This is a genomic window from Allofrancisella guangzhouensis (genome assembly GCF_000815225.1).
In the GTDB taxonomy this organism is placed as follows: Bacteria; Pseudomonadota; Gammaproteobacteria; order Francisellales; family Francisellaceae; genus Francisella; species Francisella guangzhouensis.
Genome location: NZ_CP010427.1, coordinates 839,803 through 860,636, shown reverse-complemented (window position 1 = coordinate 860,636; position 20,834 = coordinate 839,803). Strand labels below are relative to the sequence as shown.

The following is a 20,834-nucleotide window of genomic DNA, read 5'->3' as shown; positions in this document are numbered from 1 at the left end:
ATAACAAGGTTAGTACAATGTCAGAAAATAAAGAAAACCAAATCCAAAATGATAACAAAACCTCAAAATTTTCACCAAAAAAAATTGCTATTGGAATCAGTATTATCGCAATTACAGGTTTTAGTATATACGCATATTATATGTATAATAAAATATACCCTAGTACAGATAATGCCTATGTTGATGCTGATGTCATAAATATATCTGCTAAAGTCGGCGGTTATATTGAAAAAGTATATGTTCAAAATAACCAGTATGTACATAAAGGTACCAAATTAGTGCAAATTGACCCTACTGACTATCAGCTTAATGTTGCTCAAGCAAATGCTAGTTTTATACAAGCAAAAGGTCAACTAGCTGTGGCAAATGAACAAGTATCTATAGCAAAATCAAATCTTATAAAAGCTAAAGCCTCTCTTGAAACTGCAACAAGTATGGCTAATAGATATGTTAAACTCTATCAAGAAGATGCTGGATCACTGCAAGATGCTCAAAAATACACCGATCAACGCATACAAGCAGAAAAAGCTTCCGAACAAGCCTTTTCATCTTTAAAACAAGCTTTACTACAAGTTGAGATAGCTAAAGCTCAAGTAAATGCTGCTCAAGTAACCTTAGAGAATGCTAACTTAAACCTAGGGTATACTACACTTATAGCCCCTTCTGATGGTTATGTTTCTAATTTAAAAATATACAAGGGACAACTTATATCTCCAGGTCAACCGTTATTTGGCTTTATTAAAAATAAAAAATGGTGGATAAATGCTAACTTTAAAGAAACAGATCTTGACAGGATCAAAGCTGGGCAAAAAGTAAAAGTTAAATTAGACATGTATAGTCATACATATATTGGAAAAGTTGACAGTTTAAGCTATGCTACAGGATCTGTCTTCTCACTATTACCCCCAGAAAATGCTACTGGAAACTGGGTAAAAGTTACACAACGTTTTCCTGTTAAGGTTATATTAAAAGATGATCCTAATTACCCTTTACGAGTTGGTGCAAGTGCAACTGTAAAAATTAATACTTTATAGGTGAGAACTATTATGTCAAAAAAAAATATACTACCTATAGCTTTAATTGCAGCTACTTTAGTTACATCTAGTTGTAGCTTCTTTAGCCCTGAATATGAGAAACCGGAAGTAAAAGTCCCTGCCCTTTGGAATAGTCAAAATAAAGATATAGAAGATACAAAAGATTGGGACCTAACAAAACTAGCATGGTGGCGTGAATTTAATGATCCTGTATTAAATAATCTTATTACTACAGCATTAAAAGATAATAATAATCTACAAGTCTCAATAGGTAATATTCTTCAAGCAAACGCAGAGATAAATAAAGCAAACTACGGTTGGTTACCTACAGCTAGTGTTGGTGGTGGTGGGTTTATTGCCCAAACATTTGACACCAATGCAAGCACGAATATACCTAATTTAAATATCCCTAATTCAACTACAGCTGGTGGTGCTCTTGTAGGTATAATCCCAAGCTATACTATAAACATAGCTAGACAATTTAAGCTAGGTGAAATTACAAGATTTAGTAAAGTTATGCAAGAAAACATCAAAAATGCTACTCGACTTTCTATAATTAGCCAAGTTAGTGCAGCTTACTTCTCATTACTTACAGCACAAGAACAGCTTAAACTACAATCACAAATGGTCAAGCAATTAGAATTACTTTATTACTATTCTGATGCTCAACACAAATTAGGAGCTAACTCACCTATGTTAACTGAACTGGTTAAACAGCAGTTAGAATCTCAAAAAGGTAAAGTTGCTATCATAAGTAATGATATAGTTCACTTCCAAAATACTCTTAAAATATTGCTAGGCAAGAATCCTGGAAAAATCACTACATCAAGAAATCTTAATGACATAAACGCTAATGTTAAAATCCCTGTTAACATTCCTTCTCAGGTTTTAGAAAACCGTCCTGATATCGCTATAGCTGAGTATAAACTTAAAACTGCTAATGCAAACATTGGTTTAGCAAGATCACAGTTTTTTCCTAGTATAGATCTAACAGGAACTTTTGGTAATGCAACCTTAGCTTTAGGTGAGTTAGCAACCATGAATGCCTGGGCATGGGCTGCTCAGGCGGTTTCAGCTGTACCTATTTTTAACATGAGTATTTTAGCTGATAGTGATAAAGCTAAAGCGCAATTTTATCAAGGTTATTATGATTATATCGCAACACTTCAAAAAGCTTTTCAAGATGTTGATGATAGTCTATCTGAAAGAGCTGCAAATAATACAAATTTAAATAAACAGAAACTTTCTTTAGAATCTACAAGAAAACAACTGAACATACTTACTAAACAATATCAAAATGGTGCTATTAGTAAAGCTCAATTGACGGGAATTACTCTGAATGTCCTTAACCAACAAATGCAGACAAACCAAGCTAAGCTAAAATCTTTAATAAGCGTAGTTAATCTTTATCAAGCTTTAGGTGGTGGTTACAATGTGGATAATTATAGCGACCCTAATTATAACAATCCTGCCTTTGCTAAATAATAATTAGTTTTAAATAGTTGTTTTAAACAATGCACCGCCATCACTAGTAGGTTATAATAAGCAATAATTTTTTATTTATATTTCTAGATTATATGAAAGATTGTGAATTTATACTCAAGCAAGATGGTAAGATAAGTAGACTCACTGATAAAACTTTTAACTTCGATAACCAAATACAAAATGGCTTTTATTCTGCTAAGTATTTTTTAAAAACTCAACAAATCTTAGGGCAACAATCCTTTTCTGCTATTGTATTACTACAATTTTTTCAGCGTAAGGAAAAAGCTACACTTTGTGGAATAGACGAAGCTATAGCTTTAATTAAAAAATTTGCTAAAAATTATAACAAATTAGAAATCAAAGCTCTACATGATGGTGATAGAATATCAGCTTTTGAGCCAGTATTAACGATAAAAGGTGAATATAAAGACTTCGGGTTTCTTGAAGGCATAATCGATGGAATATTAGCCCGCAGAACTAGCTTAGCTACTAATGCTTCTAACCTTGTTAATCTACTTAACCCTAATCAAGAAATAATCTTCATGGGTGATCGAGAAGATATATATACAACTCAATCAGGTGACGGCTATGCTGTAAATATTGGTGGAATAAAAAAAGTTGCTACTGATGCTATGGGAGCATGGACTGGTGTCAAGGGTATAGGAACTATGCCACATGCTTTAATTCAAAACTTTAATGGTAATTTAGTAAAAGCATGTCAAGCCTATATAGATACTTTCCCAGATGAGCCTCTAATAGCTCTTGTAGATTACAATAATGATATTGTTATAGATTCGCTAAAAGTAGCTCACGAATTTGGTCAAAGGCTTACTGCTATAAGAGTTGACACATCACCTACAATGGTTGATAAATATTTTTTGAGAAACCTTGATCATATGGGTAGCTTTGATCCACGTGGAGTAAATTCAGAGCTTATAAAAGTTTTACGTAGATCACTTGATAAAGAAGGCTTTCATCATGTAAAAATAATAGCCTCTGGTAATTTTGATTATGAAAAAATCAAACAATTTCAAGGTGATTCAACTCCTGTTGATATATATGGTGTTGGTAGCTCACTTTTAAAAATAAAGATAGGTTTTACCGGAGACTGTGTAGAGCTAAATGGTAAACCACAAGCAAAATTAGGCCGTAAAAAATTAGACTCAGATAGATTAACGTTGATTAGATAGGTATAAAATGAACGTAGTAAAAAATTTCACTCCTGAAAAATATTCAGAAAAACTTATACAATGGCTCACTAATAGCTGTATAAAATATCCTGCAGAAGGTTTCGTAATTGGTGTAAGTGGTGGTATAGATTCTGCAGTATGTGCATCACTTTTATCCAAAACTGATCTTCCTACAACAGCTTTTATACTACCATCAAAAAATAACTCTGATCAAGATATGATCGATGCATTAGAACTTATAAATAAATTAAATATTCCATACCATATAATACCAATCCAGCCAGTTTATGAAAGTTTTCTAAAGTCCACACAGCTATTTACAAATCCACAAAATGACAGACAAAATGTCATAAAAGGTAACGCTCAAGCTCGTTTTAGAATGATGTATTTATATGCTTATGCACAACAAAATAATCGTATAGTAGTTGGAACAGATAATGCTTGTGAATGGTATATGGGTTATTTCACCAAATTTGGCGATGGAGCTGCTGATATACTACCATTAATAAATCTTAAAAAGTCCCAGGTATTTGAGTTAGGTAAATACTTAGATGTTCCAAGGAATATCCTAACTAAGGCACCCTCTGCTGGTCTTTGGCAAGGCCAAACTGATGAAGGTGAAATGGGAGTTACTTATCAGGAAATAGATAATTTTCTCGACGGTAAAGAAGTATCGCCAGCAACTTTTGAAAAAATAAGCTACTGGCATAATCGCTCTCACCACAAAAGAAAGATGGCTTTAACGCCAGATTTTAACTAAATAGCTCTGACGTTTAGTTATCAATCATACCTTTTAGACGATTAAACTTTCGAACAAACTCTTGATGACTATATGCTTTATTTATTGGTAACCATCTTCTTGTTGCTGTTGATAAGTGGTATATATCCTCAAATTTATATTCCTCCTCACCATAATTTTTATACTCTATTGCAATTCTAGAGTTAGACTTATGTGATAACATTTTAAAATGCTTAATTCCATTTATTGTATATAATATATTACCCGCCCAATCACAGAATTCTATATCATAGGTTATGTTATTGCCTATTATAACTTCAATTTTTATTTTTCTTCCATTTTCATTAAGAATTCTAAACGAAGCGTGTGTATAATGTGGGATGATACAACCAGTTGACAAAACACCCTTCGGTTTTTTATAATTATCTAAAATCCATTTATCTCGATGTAATATAATATCGGCATTGGGGAGTTTTAATATATTAAAATTACTATTTACAATCTCTTGTGATCTAGAATCATTAAATTGCTCAATCAATTTTTGTCTTTTTTCCAAAGCAATCTTTTGTTGCTCAGGATTATTAAGGTCCTCAAGCAATTTTTGTCTTTTTTTCAAAAGATAACCTTTCATACTATCTGCTATTTTGAAAAAGTTAGTCATTTTTTCATAGCCAGTATAAAATAACGTTGATGGAGCATAACGAAAAACACGAGTAAACTTATCCCAAAATAAATGGGCATATAATATTTTATAATTTAGGTCTACTTCCCTCAAGTTTTGATTAGTGCTTAGACCTTCAGATATAGGCCTAAAGAAGTTAACGTTATAAGTAATTATTCTATTCGCGTTTGCCAATGGTATTAAACTCGAGTTTACATTACGAATAGGTGAAACACCAAGGCTTCGATAATCCTCTAGGTATTGTTGAAAGCACGTACCATTTTTAAAATAGTTGCTAAATTTGCGTAATTTTTCTGCATTGGTAGTTTTTTGTATTTCACTTAAACCTTCATACCCTATATACTTATTCCCTTGGAACAAACCTATAGGAAATACTCCTTGAGCCTTTCTTATATATTCCTCAGTATCGCTTTTGTACTTAACTGAGTTTTCTTCAAAATATTTTTTTATAAATAATAGAGTGCCTTCATCGTAACTTAATTTCCCTATTTTTCTTTCTACAGGTTCAAGATAAATCTGAAACCCAACATCATAAGTAGCCATTTGGTTTATAACTGAGGTATTTTTTCTTAAATTATTAATAAGTTGAGTTTTAGAAATGTCAATATCACAATATTTGGTTAGTATAAAATTAAAATTCTGGCTATCGGCATATTTCATAGCTTTTAACATAAGTAAAATTCGATCTAATGACCACCCTTGATATTCTTCTGTTCTTATTTGATTCATCGACTCAAAAAAAACTTCTGTTAATGGTAAAAAATCTATGTCAAAATATAACCCTCCAAAATTAGCAAGAAAATGAATATTATACTCATCTTTTACATTGGTATAATAATATGGCTTATTGTATAACTTATAAACCTCTAATATAAATCTGAAATTTTCTGTTTCCTCAGACGTCTCTCCCAAATTATATAAATAACTCTCAAAATTAACTACTATTACGGGAATATGTATAAACTTTGTTCCAAACTCCCATGTTTCCTTGTCATTTCTTACCTTACGTTCTTTAATAGGGCTCTTATATTGATATGATAACTTATAGAAAGTTTCTGTGCCTTTAGGTAATAATGTGTAGAAATCTTTGTATGAAGCAGAACGTGAACGTTTCTTGTCATATGCTGTACCATAGATATTATTTACAAATGCACCTGGATTTTTTAGGCTGCCACTACGTTGACTAATAGCAGCAGTTCCATTTTTATCTTTTAAAGTTTTATAAACAGCTTCATTGCACCATAAAATAGGAATAAATAAGCTTCTAGATTTATCTAAATATTTAGCCCAAATATTAAGGTTTCTATATACAAAATGTGGTATCTCTTTCCCTTCCGGCCCCGCCCAGTAAAAATGAATAAAATTACTTTCCATCTTCCTCTTATCCTATAGCTAGTGATCTATAATTACATCAAGCTTAACTAAAATAACATTAATTTATAATGATGATATTTATTATAATATTAAAATTTATAATAATACAAGTTAAAAAATATACTTTTTGGATAAGAAATCTAGTAAATAAAACTAAATACAAACATACTGTGTTTAAGTAGATTAATAGTTAAATTGCATCCTCAAAGTTTATCAAGTAGTTAAGAGAAAAGCCCAAAATAGCTGAAATATAAAGACACCAAGAGATAAAGCTAGTCTGCTAACATAATCTATGGATTATATATAGTAGTGGTAAAAAATCAAAAACTTAGCTAGATTGTAATCCAAGAAAAACTTAAGGTATTTACACAACACTCTTGACAAGTTTTTTTTATATGAGATACTTTAAATATAAACTTAATTAATATTTACCAACAATTGTTATGAAAAAAAATTGGATTAAACTTAGAGTAAATAAATCTAAATCTTATTTAGGTAACATCTATAAAATATCCAATTCGGTTTATAATAGTATTTTCGAAAAAAACGTATTTTTAACTTCTGATCAGAAATGTAAAGAGTTTATGTCATGCTCATATCTTGGTTTACATAATGATAAGAGGATAATTAAGGCCATACAGAATAGTAAAGAATTAATTGACCAAAATCTTTTATTCTCCTCAGCAAGAACAAGAATGACATCTGCAATAGAAGAAAGAACTAACAATAAATTACAGCAAATATTTAACCCTTACCATATAGTTCAGTTCCAAAATGTTCACACTATCCATTTAGGGGTTTTACCTTTACTTTTATCAGGTGAATTTCCAATGGTTAAGCCTAGGACAAATGGTTTTTATTGTATTATAGATAAATTTTCTCACCAATCGATAAAAGTTATGATTGGCATCATATCACAATTTTGTGACGTAAATATAGTTGATTTAGAAGATTGGGATACTGTTTTAAAGATAAGTCATAAAATAACAGATGAAGATAAAACTCTTTTTATTATAACTGATAGCTTAGGTTCAATGGGTAAAGTCTATGATGTTAAAAAATTAGTTAATCTTATTGAAGAAAATGAAGGTTATATATATTTTGACGACGCTCATGGAATGTCAATCTTAGGTAAACACGGTTGTGGTTATGTACTTGCTACTTTAGAGAATAAATTAAACCCAAGGGTTTTTATTTCAACTGGATTAACAAAAGCTTTTGGCTCCCATGGGGGAGTTATTTTAACTCCGTATAAAGAGCAGATTGATTTTATCAAGACATATGCTACTACTTATACCTTTTCAGGTCCTATTTCTAACCCAAACTTGATAGCTACTGATGTATGTTGTGATATACATTTATCTAGCGAGATTTATGCTCTACAGAAAAAACTCTACGATAATATTAGTTTTTTTGATAAAAATTTCAAACATACTGATAAAAATATTTGTTTTCACTCAATATTACCATTTAGACCAATATTATTAGGTAGCGAGAAGGAAGTTCAAGACTGTTTAAGTTTCTTAAAAAGTAAAGGAATATTGGTTACTGGGGCTGTATACCCAACTGTAGAAAAAAATAAATCTATAATAAGGATTGCTCTTTCTGCTATTCATATAGAGCAAGATATTTTATCGTTAGTGGAATCCTTACACTCTTTTTTAGAACAATATGAATAATGATCAATTATTAAAAAATCTTAACCAGATGTTAATCAATATGCCTGGCTATGTATATTGGAAAAATACCCATTCACAATATATGGGTTGTAATCTAAACCTAGCTAACTTATCAGGGCTAAATCATCCCAACGACATTGTAGGGAAAACTGATTATGACTTTTACTGGGGTGAAAATCAAGCACAAGAATTTATAAATGACGATAAAGAAATATTTAAAACAGGAAATATAAAAACAACTGTGTATAAGCTACCTATAAAAAGTGGATTATATAAATATACATATATTAAAACTGATAAACTACCAGTCTACGATTTAAATAACAATATTGTCGGTGTTCTGGGTATTGCTTTAGATATAACTGAAGAAAAACATAAAGACGAAAACTTTAAAAAAGTAGTCTCTCAAGCAGTTCATGATATTAGATCACCTTTATCTAGCATATTAATGATCTCTAAATTTAATAAGCAAATTCCAGAAAATATTAGAAAAGCAATAAAATCGGCATGTGAGAATATTAATAATATTTCTGAAAATATCCTTCAAAAATATAACCCTGAAACTAAAGAATTTGATTTTGAGGTAGAAAGTGAAAAAGAGTTATTTTTTCCCTATTTAACTATACAAGAAGTTACTGCAAACAAAAAATTTGAATACCTTAATAAAAATTTAGATATAGATATTGAAGCTAAAAATCTTTTTTTTAGTATCAATGGGAACCAAGGCATGTTTAGAAGAGCGTTATCTAATATAATAAACAACTCTATTGAAGCAGCTACTATGGATCCTAAGATACTAATTAGTGTAACTAGTGAGCCTGATGGCTGCCATATTAAAATAACAGATAATGGAGTAGGCATACCACAAGAGAAAATAGATGAAATAAATAATAATATTTTTTCAACATCAAAAAAAACAGGTCACGGAATAGGCTTAAAACAAGTAAAAGAAACCATAGAAGATATGGATGGTAGGATGACGATTAATTCTACAGTTGGCGTAGGTACTTCAATAGATATAGTTATCCCAGAATCTGAAAAGCTCCCTAAATGGAGCTGCAATGAAATAAAAATTGATCTAGATGATTTAGTCATTATTCTTGATGATGAAAAGTCAATGGAAATAGCGTGGAACAATTGTTTAAAAGACCTTAATATTCAACCAATATTCTTCTCAAACTATAATTCATTGTTAAATAGCTTACCAGAATTTAGTAATAAAAATATCTTTCTTATCACAGATTATGAGCTACCTAATCAAGGAGTATCAGGTATAGACATTATAGATAAGATATCTCCTAATAAAAAAATTCTAATAACTAGCCACTATAATGATAAAAAAGTTCAAGAAGCTTGTATTGAAAGAGGGATTAATATAGTACCCAAAACGTTACTAAGTGATATCCCTATAACAGTTAACTTAGAAAATAAGCCTGCTCAAACTAATAACTATATAACAACTGCTAACCTGATACTTTTAGATGATGATTATTTAATAACAGATAACCTAAAAAACACATTTCCTAATAAAAAAATCGTTGTTTTTAATAACATAAATTTATTTAATGAAGAAATATCAAAATATTCTAAGGATACACTAATATTTCTAGATAATAGCTTAGACGATAATATTTATGGAATTGATATAGCAAAGCAATTATACAAAAGAGGATATAACCATATTTATATTTTTTCTGCTAAGTCATTTAACAAACATGAGTTACCACCATACTTAAAATATATAGATAAGTTTGATTTAGAAAGTATAGAACAGATCATTAATGGTAATACTTATTATGATAATACAAATGAGTTTAGTAAGAATTGTACTATAAATAATGACAGCTTATTTCAAGATAAAATGCACGATTTAATGTCACCTTTGACATATACATCTTTATTAGCCCAAAAACTCATAAAAAAACTAAATAAAGAATCTACTAGTCAAGAAGTAAAAACACTTGTAAAGAATATGCATAACTCATTAATGTTTGCATGCAATTTCACAAGATTAAGTGATAATAAAAAATTTGAAGCTAAAAATTCTCCGATTAGTGCAATGTATGTCTCTGAGTTTTTTAATAAACTAGAGAAATTGATTTTCACTGATAAATCTACTATTGTAGAATCTATAAATATACAAAATGATTTCCAAATAGCTATAAACGAAGATTATTTTATATTCGCACTCGGATATATCATAAACAACAACATTAATTTGAATCAGGATTTTAGACTAGATGATGTCAGTATTGTGACAACAGGATCTAAGAATAAAATAATTTTTAAAGAAGTTATACTTAGTAATTTTATCATTAACTACATGCAAAACTTTATAAACTCACATTATTTAACTGTCAAAATAGAGAAATTATTTCATAATAACTACTTCAACCTAGAGTTTGAATTTAATATTATAAAATAACTACTAAATATAAATTATCTAATGGGCCTTTCCAACTAATTATGTAAATTCATGTACATAGCCCTCTGAATTCTCTCATAAAATTCGATAGCAAAATAAGAGCCTAAATTTACTCAAAAAACTTCTTAGCATAATCTTTGACGTTATCAAACCAAGATTTACTTTTCGGAGAATGTTTATTCTGATAATCTTCACCCAAACTTTCAGCAAACTTTTTAAGTAAATCTTTTTGCTCAGAGTTAAGATTTACCGGTGTTTCAACTACTACTTTGCAAAGCAGATCACCCCTTCTGTGGCCACGAAGTGATTTCATCCCCTTTTCTCTTAGGCGGAAAACTTTATCAGTTTGAGTTTCTGGCATTACTTTAAGCTTAATTTCTCCATCTAGAGTCGGGACTTTAATCTCTCCGCCTAAGCAAGCTGTAGTAAAGCTAATAGGCATCTCACAATACAGGTTAATATCTCTTCTCTCAAAAAGACTATGCTGTTTTATGATAATTTGGACAAATAGGTCGCCATTCATAGAGCCATTTGACCCAGCATCTCCCTCACCTTGTAACCTTATTCTATCTCCATTATCAACACCTTCAGGTATTTTAACCTTTAGAGTCTTATCTTTTTTAACTTTACCAGAGCCGTAACAATCATTACAAGGATCCGCAATATTAGAACCACTACCGTTACAAACCGGACATGTCTGTTCAAAAGCAAAAAAACCTTGTTGTCTACGAATAGTGCCTTGACCATGACAAGCTTTACATGTCGCTTTAGATTTAGATTTAGATCCTGTACCATCACAGCTATCACAAGCAGACATCCTTGGGATAGTTATTTCTTTTTCTACTCCTAAAAATGCCTCCTCTAGAGTTATTTCTAAAGTATACTCTAAATCACTACCTCTAGATTGACGTGATCTGCCTGAGCCACGACTAGGTCCTCCACCAAAGAAAGTATCAAATATATCCTCAAAACTACCAAAACCTCCAGCAGAACCACCTCCGGCTTGTTGATTAACTCCAGCATGCCCAAATTGATCATACCTAGCTCTTCTTTGCTTATCACTTAGTATTTCATAAGCTTCTGAGATTTCTTTAAATTTCACCTCTGCTTCTTTATCACCAGGGTTTCTATCTGGATGATATTTCATAGCTAATTTTCGATAAGACCTTTTTATTTCAGCGTCATCTGCTGTCTTTGAAACATTAAGGATTTCATAATAACACTTCTGTTGCATAATATTATAACCAATAAAAAATTTAGGAAGATTATACCAAATAGAAAAGTGTGGATAAACCACACTTTATTGACTGCTAAAAGCTTAGCTATTTCTTGCTGTCATCAACATCTTCAAAATCAGCATCAACAACATCATCATCTTTTTTAGCACTTTCACCTTTAGCAGTTTGCTCACCGCCAGCAGCAGACTGAGTGTTTGCATATGCTTTTTGCGCAACTGGTGTGAATACTTCTTCTAAAGTCTTAGTTTTAGTCTCTATAGCACCTTTATCATCACTTTTTATTACAGATTCTAAATCTGTACAAGCAGCCTCAACTTTTTCTTTTTCTTCAGCTGTTACTTTATCTCCTAGCTCTTTTATTGCTTTTCTAGCACTATGGATCAAATTATCAGCTGTATTTCTAGCTGCTACCAGCTCATGGAACTTTTTATCAGCTTCAGCATTAGCTTCTGCATCTTGTACCATTTTTTCAATATCACTTTCAGACAAGCCACTTGACGACTTAATCACAATATTTTGCTCTTTACCAGTAGCTTTATCTTTAGCAGATACATTCAAGATACCATTAGCATCTATATCAAATGTAACTTCAATTTGTGGCATACCACGTTGAGATGGTGGAATATCAGCCAAGTCAAATCTACCTAAAGATTTGTTAGCTGAAGCCATTTCACGCTCACCTTGAAGTACATGTATAGTTACTGCTGGCTGATTATCTTCAGCTGTAGAGAACACTTGTGATTTCTTAGTAGGAATAGTTGTATTTCTCTCTATCAGCTTAGTCATAACGCCACCCATTGTTTCTATACCTAGAGAAAGCGGAGTTACATCAAGTAAAAGTACATCTTTTACATCACCAGCTAATACACCGCCTTGAATAGCAGCACCTACAGCTACTGCTTCATCAGGGTTAACATCTTTACGTGGCTCTTTACCAAAAAACTCTTTTACTTTTTGCTGTACTAAAGGCATACGAGTTTGTCCACCAACTAGTAACACCTCTGTTATATCAGATTTACTTAACCCAGCATCTTCTAGAGCTTTTTTACATGGCTCTAATGATCTTTCAACTAAATCATTAACTAGAGACTCAAATTTAGCTCTAGTGATCTTAATATTTAGATGCTTAGGCCCTGTAGCATCAGCTGTAATATAAGGTAAGTTTACATCTGTTTGTTGAGCTGAAGATAGCTCTACTTTTGCTTTTTCAGCAGCTTCACGGACTCTTTGAAGAGCTAGCTTATCATTATGTAAGTCTATTCCTTGCTCTTTTTTAAATTCATCAATCAGATAGTTCATTAATGCTAAGTCAAAGTCTTCTCCACCAAGGAAGGTATCACCGTTTGTAGATAGTACTTCGATTTGGTTATCTCCGTCCACATCCGCAATTTCGATAATAGATATGTCAAATGTACCACCACCTAAATCATATACAGCTACTGTTTGCTCACCTTTTTTAGAATCTATCCCATAAGCTAAAGCCGCTGCTGTAGGCTCGTTAATGATCCTCTTAACATCAAGTCCAGCAATCTTACCAGCATCTTTTGTAGCTTGTCTTTGACTGTCGTTAAAATAAGCTGGTACTGTAATAACAGCTTCTGTAACTGGTTCTCCTAAGAATTCTTCCGCTGTTTTTTTCATTTTTCTTAAAACTTCAGCAGAAACTTGCGGTGCAGCTAATTTTTTACCATCTTTAGTAGCAACCCAAGCATCTCCATTATCAGCTTTAATTACTGCATAAGGTACTTTCTTCTTAATATCATCTTGTACTGCTTTGTCATCATACTTTCTACCAATTAATCTTTTGATAGCAAAAAAAGTGTTATCAGGGTTAGTTACAGCTTGTCTTTTAGCTGCTTGACCTACTAAAATTTCGCCACCATCTGTATAGGCAACTATAGACGGAGTAGTTCTATGCCCTTCAGCATTTTCAATAACCTTTGCTTTCTTACCATCCATGATCGCAAGACATGAGTTAGTTGTACCTAAATCTATCCCTATTATTTTACCCATTTTACTCTCCTATTTTTAATTTTTCTTTAAACTTAACTTCTTAATGTGAATATGGCTATAAAAACTCTTTTTTCAAGAGGTTTTTTTAATTTTTTACCACTATTACTTTCGCAGCCCGAATGACTCGACCATTTAACAAGTAACCCTTTTGAAAAACTTCAAAAACAATGTCATTTTCAAGTTCTGGATTTGGGATCATAGCCATTGCCTCATGCATATTCGGGTCAAACTTTTCTCCTGTTGGGTCTACCTCCTCCAAACCATTTTTCTTGAGCACATCTTCAAGAACCTTTGCTGTTAGCTCTACACCGTTTTTCATAGTGATAGATTCTTCTAGCTTAACTTCATACTTAAGAGCTTGCTCTATACTATCCATAACAGGTAAAAGCTCTTTTGCAAACCTCTCGATACCGAACTTACGAGCATTTTGAACATCCCTTTCTGCTCTTTTACGTACATTCTCAGCTTCTGCTTTAGCTCTTAAGGCTTCCTCTTTCATAGCATCACAGGTTTCTTCAAGCTCCTTAATAGTATCTTTTGATCTTTCTAGCTGTTCTTCTATAGATAACTCATGGATAGCTCTACTAGAAGAATTTTGCTCTGTTTCTCTTTCAGTGTCTAGATTTTTATCTTCTACTTGGTTTTTTTCTTCTTTGTCCATAAAACAACCTTTTATTTTAATCCTGTTAATACTACAATCTATTAGATGTTTTATACATAGTGATTATTTCTATATTTTCAAGAAATTATTAGTATTTTTTAATATGAGCGTTCAAAAAGCAATGAAAACTTTGAAAAAAATAAATATTTTGCTAACAATTATACTTATCTCAGGATGTACAAATCTCTCTGCCAATCACTATCTTACAGAAAAATATTCAGATAAAATAACATATAAGAAATCGGCTTTTAAGGATTTAAAAAATTGGAATAATGCAGACCAGCTTAAATCTTTTAATACATTCAAATTATCTTGCGAAAAAATTATCCAAGAAAATAAAATTGAATATAATAATTGGACCAGCCTATGTAAAAAAACTATAAACACTAAAATTGATTCTATCGAAGAGGCAAGACTATTCTTTGAAGAAAATTTTTCACCTTATAAAATAATATTCAACAATAAGGATACAGGTATTTTTACTGGTTACTACGAACCGATTCTAAAAGGAAGTCTGGTTAAAACTTTACAATATAATGTTCCTATATACAAAACCCCTAAAGATTTAGTAAAACTATCTAATACAGTTGATACTTATAAATTTGGTAGATACGAAAATGATAAACTAGTTCCATACTATACTAGAGCTGAAATATCTAATGGTAACCTTTTTGGCAAAAAAGACGTTTTAGTATGGGTAAAATCAAAAGTTGATCGCTCTTTTTTACAAATCCAAGGATCTGGTAGAATTCAAACTGATAGTGGTGATGTTTTAATCGGCTATGATAGCCAAAATGGTCAACCCTACAGACCTATAGGAAAATACCTAATTGATCAAAATTATTTACCCTTAGAAAAAATGTCAATGCAATCTATAAAAGAATGGCTCTATAACCACCCTGATAAAATTGATGAAGTTCTTAACTACGATCCATCATTTGTTTTTTTTAGGTACATCGATGCTAAAAACGCTATAGGCGCCCAAGATGTTGAATTAACCCCTGGTTACTCACTAGCAGTTGATAATAAATATTATCTTTATGGCATACCAATGTGGTTAGAAACAGAATATTATAAAAAAAACCTTAACGATACTGTTTCTCTAAACAGATTAATGATTGCTCAAGATACTGGTGGAGCTATTCGTGGGGCTATTAGAGGTGATGTTTTCTGGGGACATGGTAAGCAAGCTGAGTTTAATGCCGGACATATGAATAATCATGGCAAATTATGGATACTTTTACCAAAAGAAAAAATATGAAGCATATAGATACAATTATTATAGGTGCGGGAATTTCTGGAATTAGTTTAGCAAATCAATTAGATGCTGCTGGAATTGAAAATTGTATCATAGAAAAAAACCAGATTGGTGGCTGTATAGAGACCTTATCATACAAAAATATATGGTTTGAAATAGGGGCACACACCATATACAACTCATACTCTAAAACTATTAGTTTTATTAAAAAAAACCACCTAGAAGACCGTACAATCTCAAGAAAAAAACTGCCATTTTTAATAGTTCATCCAAACGGCAAAATTCAAAGTATTTTTAAAAACCTAAATCTCATAAGTCTTACCTTGAATTTTCTAAAAAATAGAAAAATATCTAAAAAAAATAAAACCGTTAGCGAATATGCTAAAAAACTTTTTGGAGATTCAAATTATAATAAAACTCTAAAATATTGTTTTGATGCTGTACTCTCACAAGATAGTGAAAATTTTCCAATGGAATATTTATTTAAAAAATATGCTCGAGATACTACTCTACCAAGAAGTTTTACCTTTAAAGATGGCTTATCCACATTGTTTAAAAATATAAAAACAAATACTATAAATGAAACTGTAAAAGAAATATCTAAAGATTCCAATGATAACTGGGTAATTAAAACTAACACTAATAGCTACACCGCGAAGAACATTTGTCTGGCAACCCCATGGGATACCACAGAAGAGCTACTTAAAAACATTTTACCAACTATAGCTAATCATCCTTATCGCCCTACTATATCAAACTTAGTTAGTATCGCTATAGTTATAAATAAAGATCAACTAAGCAAATTGAAAAATATAGCTGGACTAATAGGCAAACAACATTTTTTTTATTCTGCTGTTTCTAGGGATGTAATTAACCATAATAGCTTAAGAGCTATAACTTTTCATTGTAAAGATATAAGTAAGCCCAAAGAAGAATTACTTAATAAAATTTGTGAGACCTTAAAAATTAATAAGAAAAACATCTTACATCATAAAATTAAATATAATGTATTACCTTGTTACAATAAAAACCATTATATTTTCTTATCAGATATGGAAAAACAATTAAACGGTATTAATAACCTCTTTATTACAGGAAACTTTTTTGATAGATTAGCTATTGAAAACTGTATTATAAGATCAACAGACCAAGCTAATAAGATTATTCAAAACAAAGCTTCTATATAGTTTGATTATTTGCAAATAAAAATATATCATATACACTGCTTAAAATTTAAACTAGTACGCTAGATTTTAGTGAGTTATAAGCAACTTGCTGAAACAATTTTTTGCGAAAACTGAGTAATTTACAACAATAAAATAGGAATAAAGATGAAAACGTTTACTGCAAAACCATCAGATATCAAAAGAGAATGGCTTTTGATTGATGCTACAGGTAAAACCTTAGGTCGCCTTGCTACAGAAGTAGCTAAAATCCTAAGAGGTAAGAATAAACCAGAATACACTCCGCACATGGATATTGGTGATTATGTTATTATTATAAATGCTGAAAAAGTAGCTGTAACTGGCAACAAAAGAAAAACAAAGATTTATCACCACCACACTGGCTACATCGGTGGAATTAAGTCTATATCTTTTGAAAAGTTAATAGCAACTCATCCAGAAAGAGCCATTAAAACAGCTGTTAAAGGAATGATATCAAGTAATCCTTTAGGCCGCACTATGCTTAAGAAACTAAAAGTATATGCTGGAGAGAATCACCCACATACAGCTCAACAACCTAAAGCTCACAATATTTAACAAAGGATGGTAAAAATGTCAGAATATAATTATGGTACAGGTCGTCGCAAAAGCTCTGTAGCTCGTGTATTTATGAAAAAAGGTACTGGTCAATTTATTGTTAATGGTCTTCCATTAGAACAATACTTATGTCGTGAAACAGATTGTATGATCGTTAAACAGCCTTTAGAATTAACAGACAATGTTGATAACTTTGATTTTAAAGTAACTGTAAAAGGTGGTGGATCAACTGGTCAAGCAGGTGCTATACGTCTAGGTGTTACTAGGGCTCTTATAGAGTTTGATGAGGCTTTAAAGCCAACTTTGCGCCAAGCAGGGTTCGTAACTCGTGATTCACGTAAAGTTGAGCGTAAGAAATTTGGTCTTAGAAAAGCTCGTAGAAGAAGACAGTTCTCTAAGCGTTAATATATCTTTATATTATACTTTTATCTATTATTCTTTTTATCTACTAGGAGGTTAAAACTTTGGTTTTATACACAAAAAAGAATGATATCTATAGTGATATAGTGCGCATGATCCTTCTTATAAAAGGAGCTAATGCTAAATTTATAGATGTTTCAGATGAGAAAAACTCTAAACATTTGGAAGAGCTAAATATTATAACCCCCAACGGCAATATCCCCACGTTAACTACGGAAGACTTTGCTGTGTACAGATTGGGAGTTATTATAGAAGCTATAGAGGATTTATACCCTTTTCCACCTATGTTTCCTGTATTTCCGAAACAACGAGCTAATGCTCGAATACTACTGGAACATGTAAATAAAAGTTTGCTTCAAAATATTAATAAGTTGTGCGAACTTGACTTGGATCAAGAACAAGCTGATGAAATAAAAAAAATCATGCAAAAAGATCTTATCAGAACGTATAAAGCAATTATGAATGAGAAAGAAGTAAATGCTGAAAGCAACCCTGACTCTCAAAATATAAATGTTTTGACTCTTATTATGACTTTTGTTTTTTATTATTTTATCAAACTGAAAATAGCTATCCCAACTAAAGATAAAAATATCATTAAAGAGATTAAAGCTCTTTTTAATGAACCAAATTTTGTTAAAACTGTTAAAAATGGAGCTTAATATGGCGATGCTCAGAGCCTATATAATTAAGGCAACATACAACTGGCTAATAGATCATGGGTTTACCCCATATGTGCTAGTAGATACTGAATATGACAACGTTATAGTACCGACTAATTACATTGATGAAGATAAAAAAATACTGCTTGATTTATCACCACAAGCTATCCAGAACTTTCATATAGATGACCAGAAGATTTCTTTTGATGCTACATTTGATGGTCAACCTATGTTAGTGGTAATACCTATAGAATCAGTACTAGAAGTATTTTCTAGAGAGACTGAGCAAGGCATATATGCTCGTGAATTTGGTTATGGCATTAATGTTAACGAAGGTGAGGACGATGATTCAATTAACCCTAGCAAAATAGGTAAAAACTCTTTTTCACATGACAACGTTATAACTCTAGATTGATGATTTAACTTATAAGTAATTTTACAAATTTAAAACTTTAATCTTTTATTTCTAAAATATTTGCTATAGGTTTATAGCTTTTTCTATGAATTTCCAATACTCCAAACTTCTGAATACTTTCTAAATGTTCTTTAGTCGGGTACCCTTTGTGTTTAGCAAAACCGTATTCTGGATACATCTTTTCATGCTCAAAACATACGCTATCTCTATGTACTTTAGCTAATATTGAGGCAGCAGAAATCTCTGGAATTTTAGAATCCCCTTTTACAACAGCTTCAGAATTATACTGCCAATTTGGTAGCTTATTACCATCAACCAATATCTTCTCAAATTTGTTTTTCAAATCATCTGCCACTTTTTTCATCCCGTACAAAGTTGCTTGAAGTATATTCAGCTGATCTATCTCTTTAACAGAGATCTCTATAATTGAATAAGCTTTGGCTTTGGTAATTATCTCTAAGGCAAGCATTTCTCTTTTTTTGCTACTTATTTTTTTAGAATCTGTTAAACCCACTATGGGTCTATCTAGATCAAGGATAACCCCAGCTACAATAACAGGTCCAGATAGTGGACCACGGCCAGCTTCATCAATACCTAGTATAATCATCTTATGTATCACCAGTTTTTATAGAGCTTAAAAAGCCACGCAAAATATTTACTTCTTGACTTTCTAATTCATTTCTTTGAAAAAGTCTTTTAACCTTATCTATAACATGCCCAGGTTTATTTTTATCTAAAAATCCCGTGTTAATCATTGTTTCTTCAATGTGCTTATAAAGTCCCTGCAACTCTTTTGCAGATGCTTTTTTATGCAAATGAGTATATTCTGGTACGTCTTTTAAATCTAAAATATCAGTAGCTTGCTTATATATCTCATAAGCTACAATTTGAACTGCTTGAGCCAGATTTAATGATGTATATCCTTCATTAGAAGGTATATATGCCTGGACATTACTCATAAGCAATTCTTCATTTAATAAACCTGTTCTTTCTCTACCAAAGAGTATAGCTATTTTGTGATTAGAAGTTTTTATCTTATTCAAAATGTTACTAGCCACTTTTGATATAGGCTCTATTGGCAAAGACACTCGTCTAACTCTAGCACTAGTACCAACAACATAGTCTATCCTGTCTAAAGCTTCTACCAAAGTTTTTACTGTTTTAGCATTATTTATAACCTCTACAGCGTGACATGCCAATGCTTTTGCTTCCTCATCAATTTCTTTCTTAGGGTTAACTAACCACAAGTTTGTTAACCCCATATTCAACATAGCTCTTGCAGTAGAGCCAATGTTACCACTATGCGACGGTTCAACTAAAATTATTCGAATATTATTTAGCAAATTGGATCACCATCATTTTTAACGATTAATTTATATAACGTATCAGCACTATCAGCTTCTTCAAAGTATTTTTGTGTTTGAGGTGACTTTAGATAAAGTGCTAGTTGCTTAAGAAGTTCCATATGAATCTTTGAAATTTTATAAGGAAAAAACACACTAACAGCTATCTTAATTTCTTCACTAATCGTATCATCATAATAGCTATTTTTTAAGGTAGCAATAACTATTTTAGTAGTGCTCAACCCTTCAACTCTACAATGGGGAATATAAATATTTTTACCTATATAAGTATTACCTATCCGTTCCCGTTGATAAATACCACTAATTACCTTATCTTCATCAACCTCAGGATGAGCATCAGCAAGCCTATTAGCGAAAAACTCAATTAATCTTTTTTTAGATTCAATATTGAGATTCAAAACAATATTTTTTCTATCTATAAGAGCATTTAAATTCATA

The 20,834-nt window shown here is 31.3% G+C and carries 19 protein-coding genes; 12 read left to right on the top strand and 7 right to left on the bottom strand.

Going from position 1 to position 20,834, the window contains the following annotated elements:
* Positions 1-17: 17 nt before the first annotated feature.
* The 4 genes from SD28_RS04060 to nadE all read left to right on the top strand — a co-directional run bounded on the left by SD28_RS04060 (position 18) and on the right by nadE (position 4,469).
* The gene (locus tag SD28_RS04060) at positions 18-1,034 is read left to right on the top strand and encodes an HlyD family secretion protein (RefSeq protein WP_039124339.1); all 1,017 of its coding nucleotides are present in this window, start codon (positions 18-20) and stop codon (positions 1,032-1,034) included.
* A gap of 12 nt (positions 1,035-1,046) precedes the next feature.
* Positions 1,047-2,519 (top strand): efflux transporter outer membrane subunit, encoded by a 1,473-nt coding sequence (locus SD28_RS04055; protein WP_039124337.1) that lies wholly within the window; start codon positions 1,047-1,049, stop codon positions 2,517-2,519.
* A 92-nt stretch (positions 2,520-2,611) separates the two neighbouring features.
* The gene (locus SD28_RS04050) at positions 2,612-3,709 is read left to right on the top strand and encodes a nicotinate phosphoribosyltransferase (RefSeq protein WP_039124334.1); all 1,098 of its coding nucleotides are present in this window, start codon (positions 2,612-2,614) and stop codon (positions 3,707-3,709) included.
* A 7-nt stretch (positions 3,710-3,716) separates the two neighbouring features.
* Positions 3,717-4,469: an NAD(+) synthase gene (nadE, locus tag SD28_RS04045; protein WP_039124332.1), complete on the top strand. Its 753-nt coding sequence runs from the start codon at positions 3,717-3,719 to the stop codon at positions 4,467-4,469.
* Positions 4,470-4,482: 13 nt separating this feature from the next.
* Here the strand turns inward: nadE and SD28_RS04040 are convergent, their stop codons facing one another.
* Positions 4,483-6,504 (bottom strand): glycosyltransferase, encoded by a 2,022-nt coding sequence (locus SD28_RS04040; protein ID WP_039124329.1) that lies wholly within the window; start codon positions 6,502-6,504, stop codon positions 4,483-4,485.
* A gap of 443 nt (positions 6,505-6,947) precedes the next feature.
* Here SD28_RS04040 and SD28_RS04035 point away from each other — a divergent pair, with 443 nt between their 5' ends.
* The gene (locus tag SD28_RS04035) at positions 6,948-8,183 is read left to right on the top strand and encodes an aminotransferase class I/II-fold pyridoxal phosphate-dependent enzyme (protein WP_234385014.1); all 1,236 of its coding nucleotides are present in this window, start codon (positions 6,948-6,950) and stop codon (positions 8,181-8,183) included.
* Entirely contained in the window at positions 8,176-10,608 is a 2,433-nt protein-coding gene (locus SD28_RS04030) for an ATP-binding protein (RefSeq protein ID WP_039124326.1), read from the top strand. Before SD28_RS04035 ends, SD28_RS04030 begins: the two co-directional genes overlap by 8 nt.
* A gap of 109 nt (positions 10,609-10,717) precedes the next feature.
* Here the strand turns inward: SD28_RS04030 and dnaJ are convergent, their stop codons facing one another.
* The 3 genes from dnaJ to grpE form a co-directional block, all read right to left on the bottom strand.
* Entirely contained in the window at positions 10,718-11,842 is a 1,125-nt protein-coding gene (dnaJ, locus tag SD28_RS04025; RefSeq protein ID WP_039125782.1) for a molecular chaperone DnaJ, read from the bottom strand.
* An 88-nt stretch (positions 11,843-11,930) separates the two neighbouring features.
* On the bottom strand, positions 11,931-13,859 hold the full coding sequence (dnaK, locus tag SD28_RS04020) for a molecular chaperone DnaK (RefSeq protein ID WP_039124325.1): 1,929 nt from the start codon (positions 13,857-13,859) through the stop codon (positions 11,931-11,933).
* Positions 13,860-13,944: 85 nt separating this feature from the next.
* Positions 13,945-14,520, bottom strand: a complete 576-nt coding sequence (gene grpE, locus SD28_RS04015; RefSeq protein ID WP_039124323.1) for a nucleotide exchange factor GrpE — start codon at positions 14,518-14,520, stop codon at positions 13,945-13,947.
* A 103-nt stretch (positions 14,521-14,623) separates the two neighbouring features.
* Here grpE and mltA point away from each other — a divergent pair, with 103 nt between their 5' ends.
* From mltA to mglB, 6 genes are all read left to right on the top strand, one after another.
* A complete protein-coding gene (mltA, locus tag SD28_RS04010) occupies positions 14,624-15,781 on the top strand; it encodes a murein transglycosylase A (RefSeq protein ID WP_039124321.1) in 1,158 nt (385 codons plus the stop codon).
* The gene (locus tag SD28_RS04005) at positions 15,778-16,965 is read left to right on the top strand and encodes an NAD(P)-binding protein (RefSeq protein WP_234385015.1); all 1,188 of its coding nucleotides are present in this window, start codon (positions 15,778-15,780) and stop codon (positions 16,963-16,965) included. The genes mltA and SD28_RS04005 overlap by 4 nt, the downstream gene beginning before the upstream one ends.
* Before the next feature lie 144 nt (positions 16,966-17,109).
* Entirely contained in the window at positions 17,110-17,538 is a 429-nt protein-coding gene (gene rplM / locus SD28_RS04000; RefSeq protein ID WP_039124316.1) for a 50S ribosomal protein L13, read from the top strand.
* Positions 17,539-17,553: 15 nt separating this feature from the next.
* Entirely contained in the window at positions 17,554-17,943 is a 390-nt protein-coding gene (rpsI, locus tag SD28_RS03995; protein ID WP_039124314.1) for a 30S ribosomal protein S9, read from the top strand.
* Between the two features lie 59 nt (positions 17,944-18,002).
* Positions 18,003-18,617, top strand: a complete 615-nt coding sequence (mglA, locus tag SD28_RS03990; RefSeq protein ID WP_084593819.1) for a transcriptional regulator MglA — start codon at positions 18,003-18,005, stop codon at positions 18,615-18,617.
* A gap of 1 nt (position 18,618) precedes the next feature.
* On the top strand, positions 18,619-19,032 hold the full coding sequence (gene mglB, locus SD28_RS03985) for a transcriptional regulator MglB (protein WP_039125778.1): 414 nt from the start codon (positions 18,619-18,621) through the stop codon (positions 19,030-19,032).
* A 37-nt stretch (positions 19,033-19,069) separates the two neighbouring features.
* On the opposite strand, the gene rnhB is transcribed toward mglB, so the two are convergent.
* From rnhB to SD28_RS03970, 3 genes are read right to left on the bottom strand one after another with little or no spacing between them, the layout of a single operon-like run.
* Complete coding sequence (rnhB, locus tag SD28_RS03980) at positions 19,070-19,639, bottom strand: ribonuclease HII (protein WP_039124312.1); 570 nt, start codon at positions 19,637-19,639, stop codon at positions 19,070-19,072.
* A gap of 1 nt (position 19,640) precedes the next feature.
* Positions 19,641-20,375 (bottom strand): RNA methyltransferase, encoded by a 735-nt coding sequence (locus tag SD28_RS03975; protein WP_039124310.1) that lies wholly within the window; start codon positions 20,373-20,375, stop codon positions 19,641-19,643.
* Positions 20,369-20,833, bottom strand: coding sequence for a PTS sugar transporter subunit IIA (locus SD28_RS03970; protein WP_039124308.1), 465 nt, complete (start codon positions 20,831-20,833; stop codon positions 20,369-20,371). The genes SD28_RS03975 and SD28_RS03970 overlap by 7 nt, the downstream gene beginning before the upstream one ends.
* Between the last annotated feature and the right edge of the window lies 1 nt (position 20,834).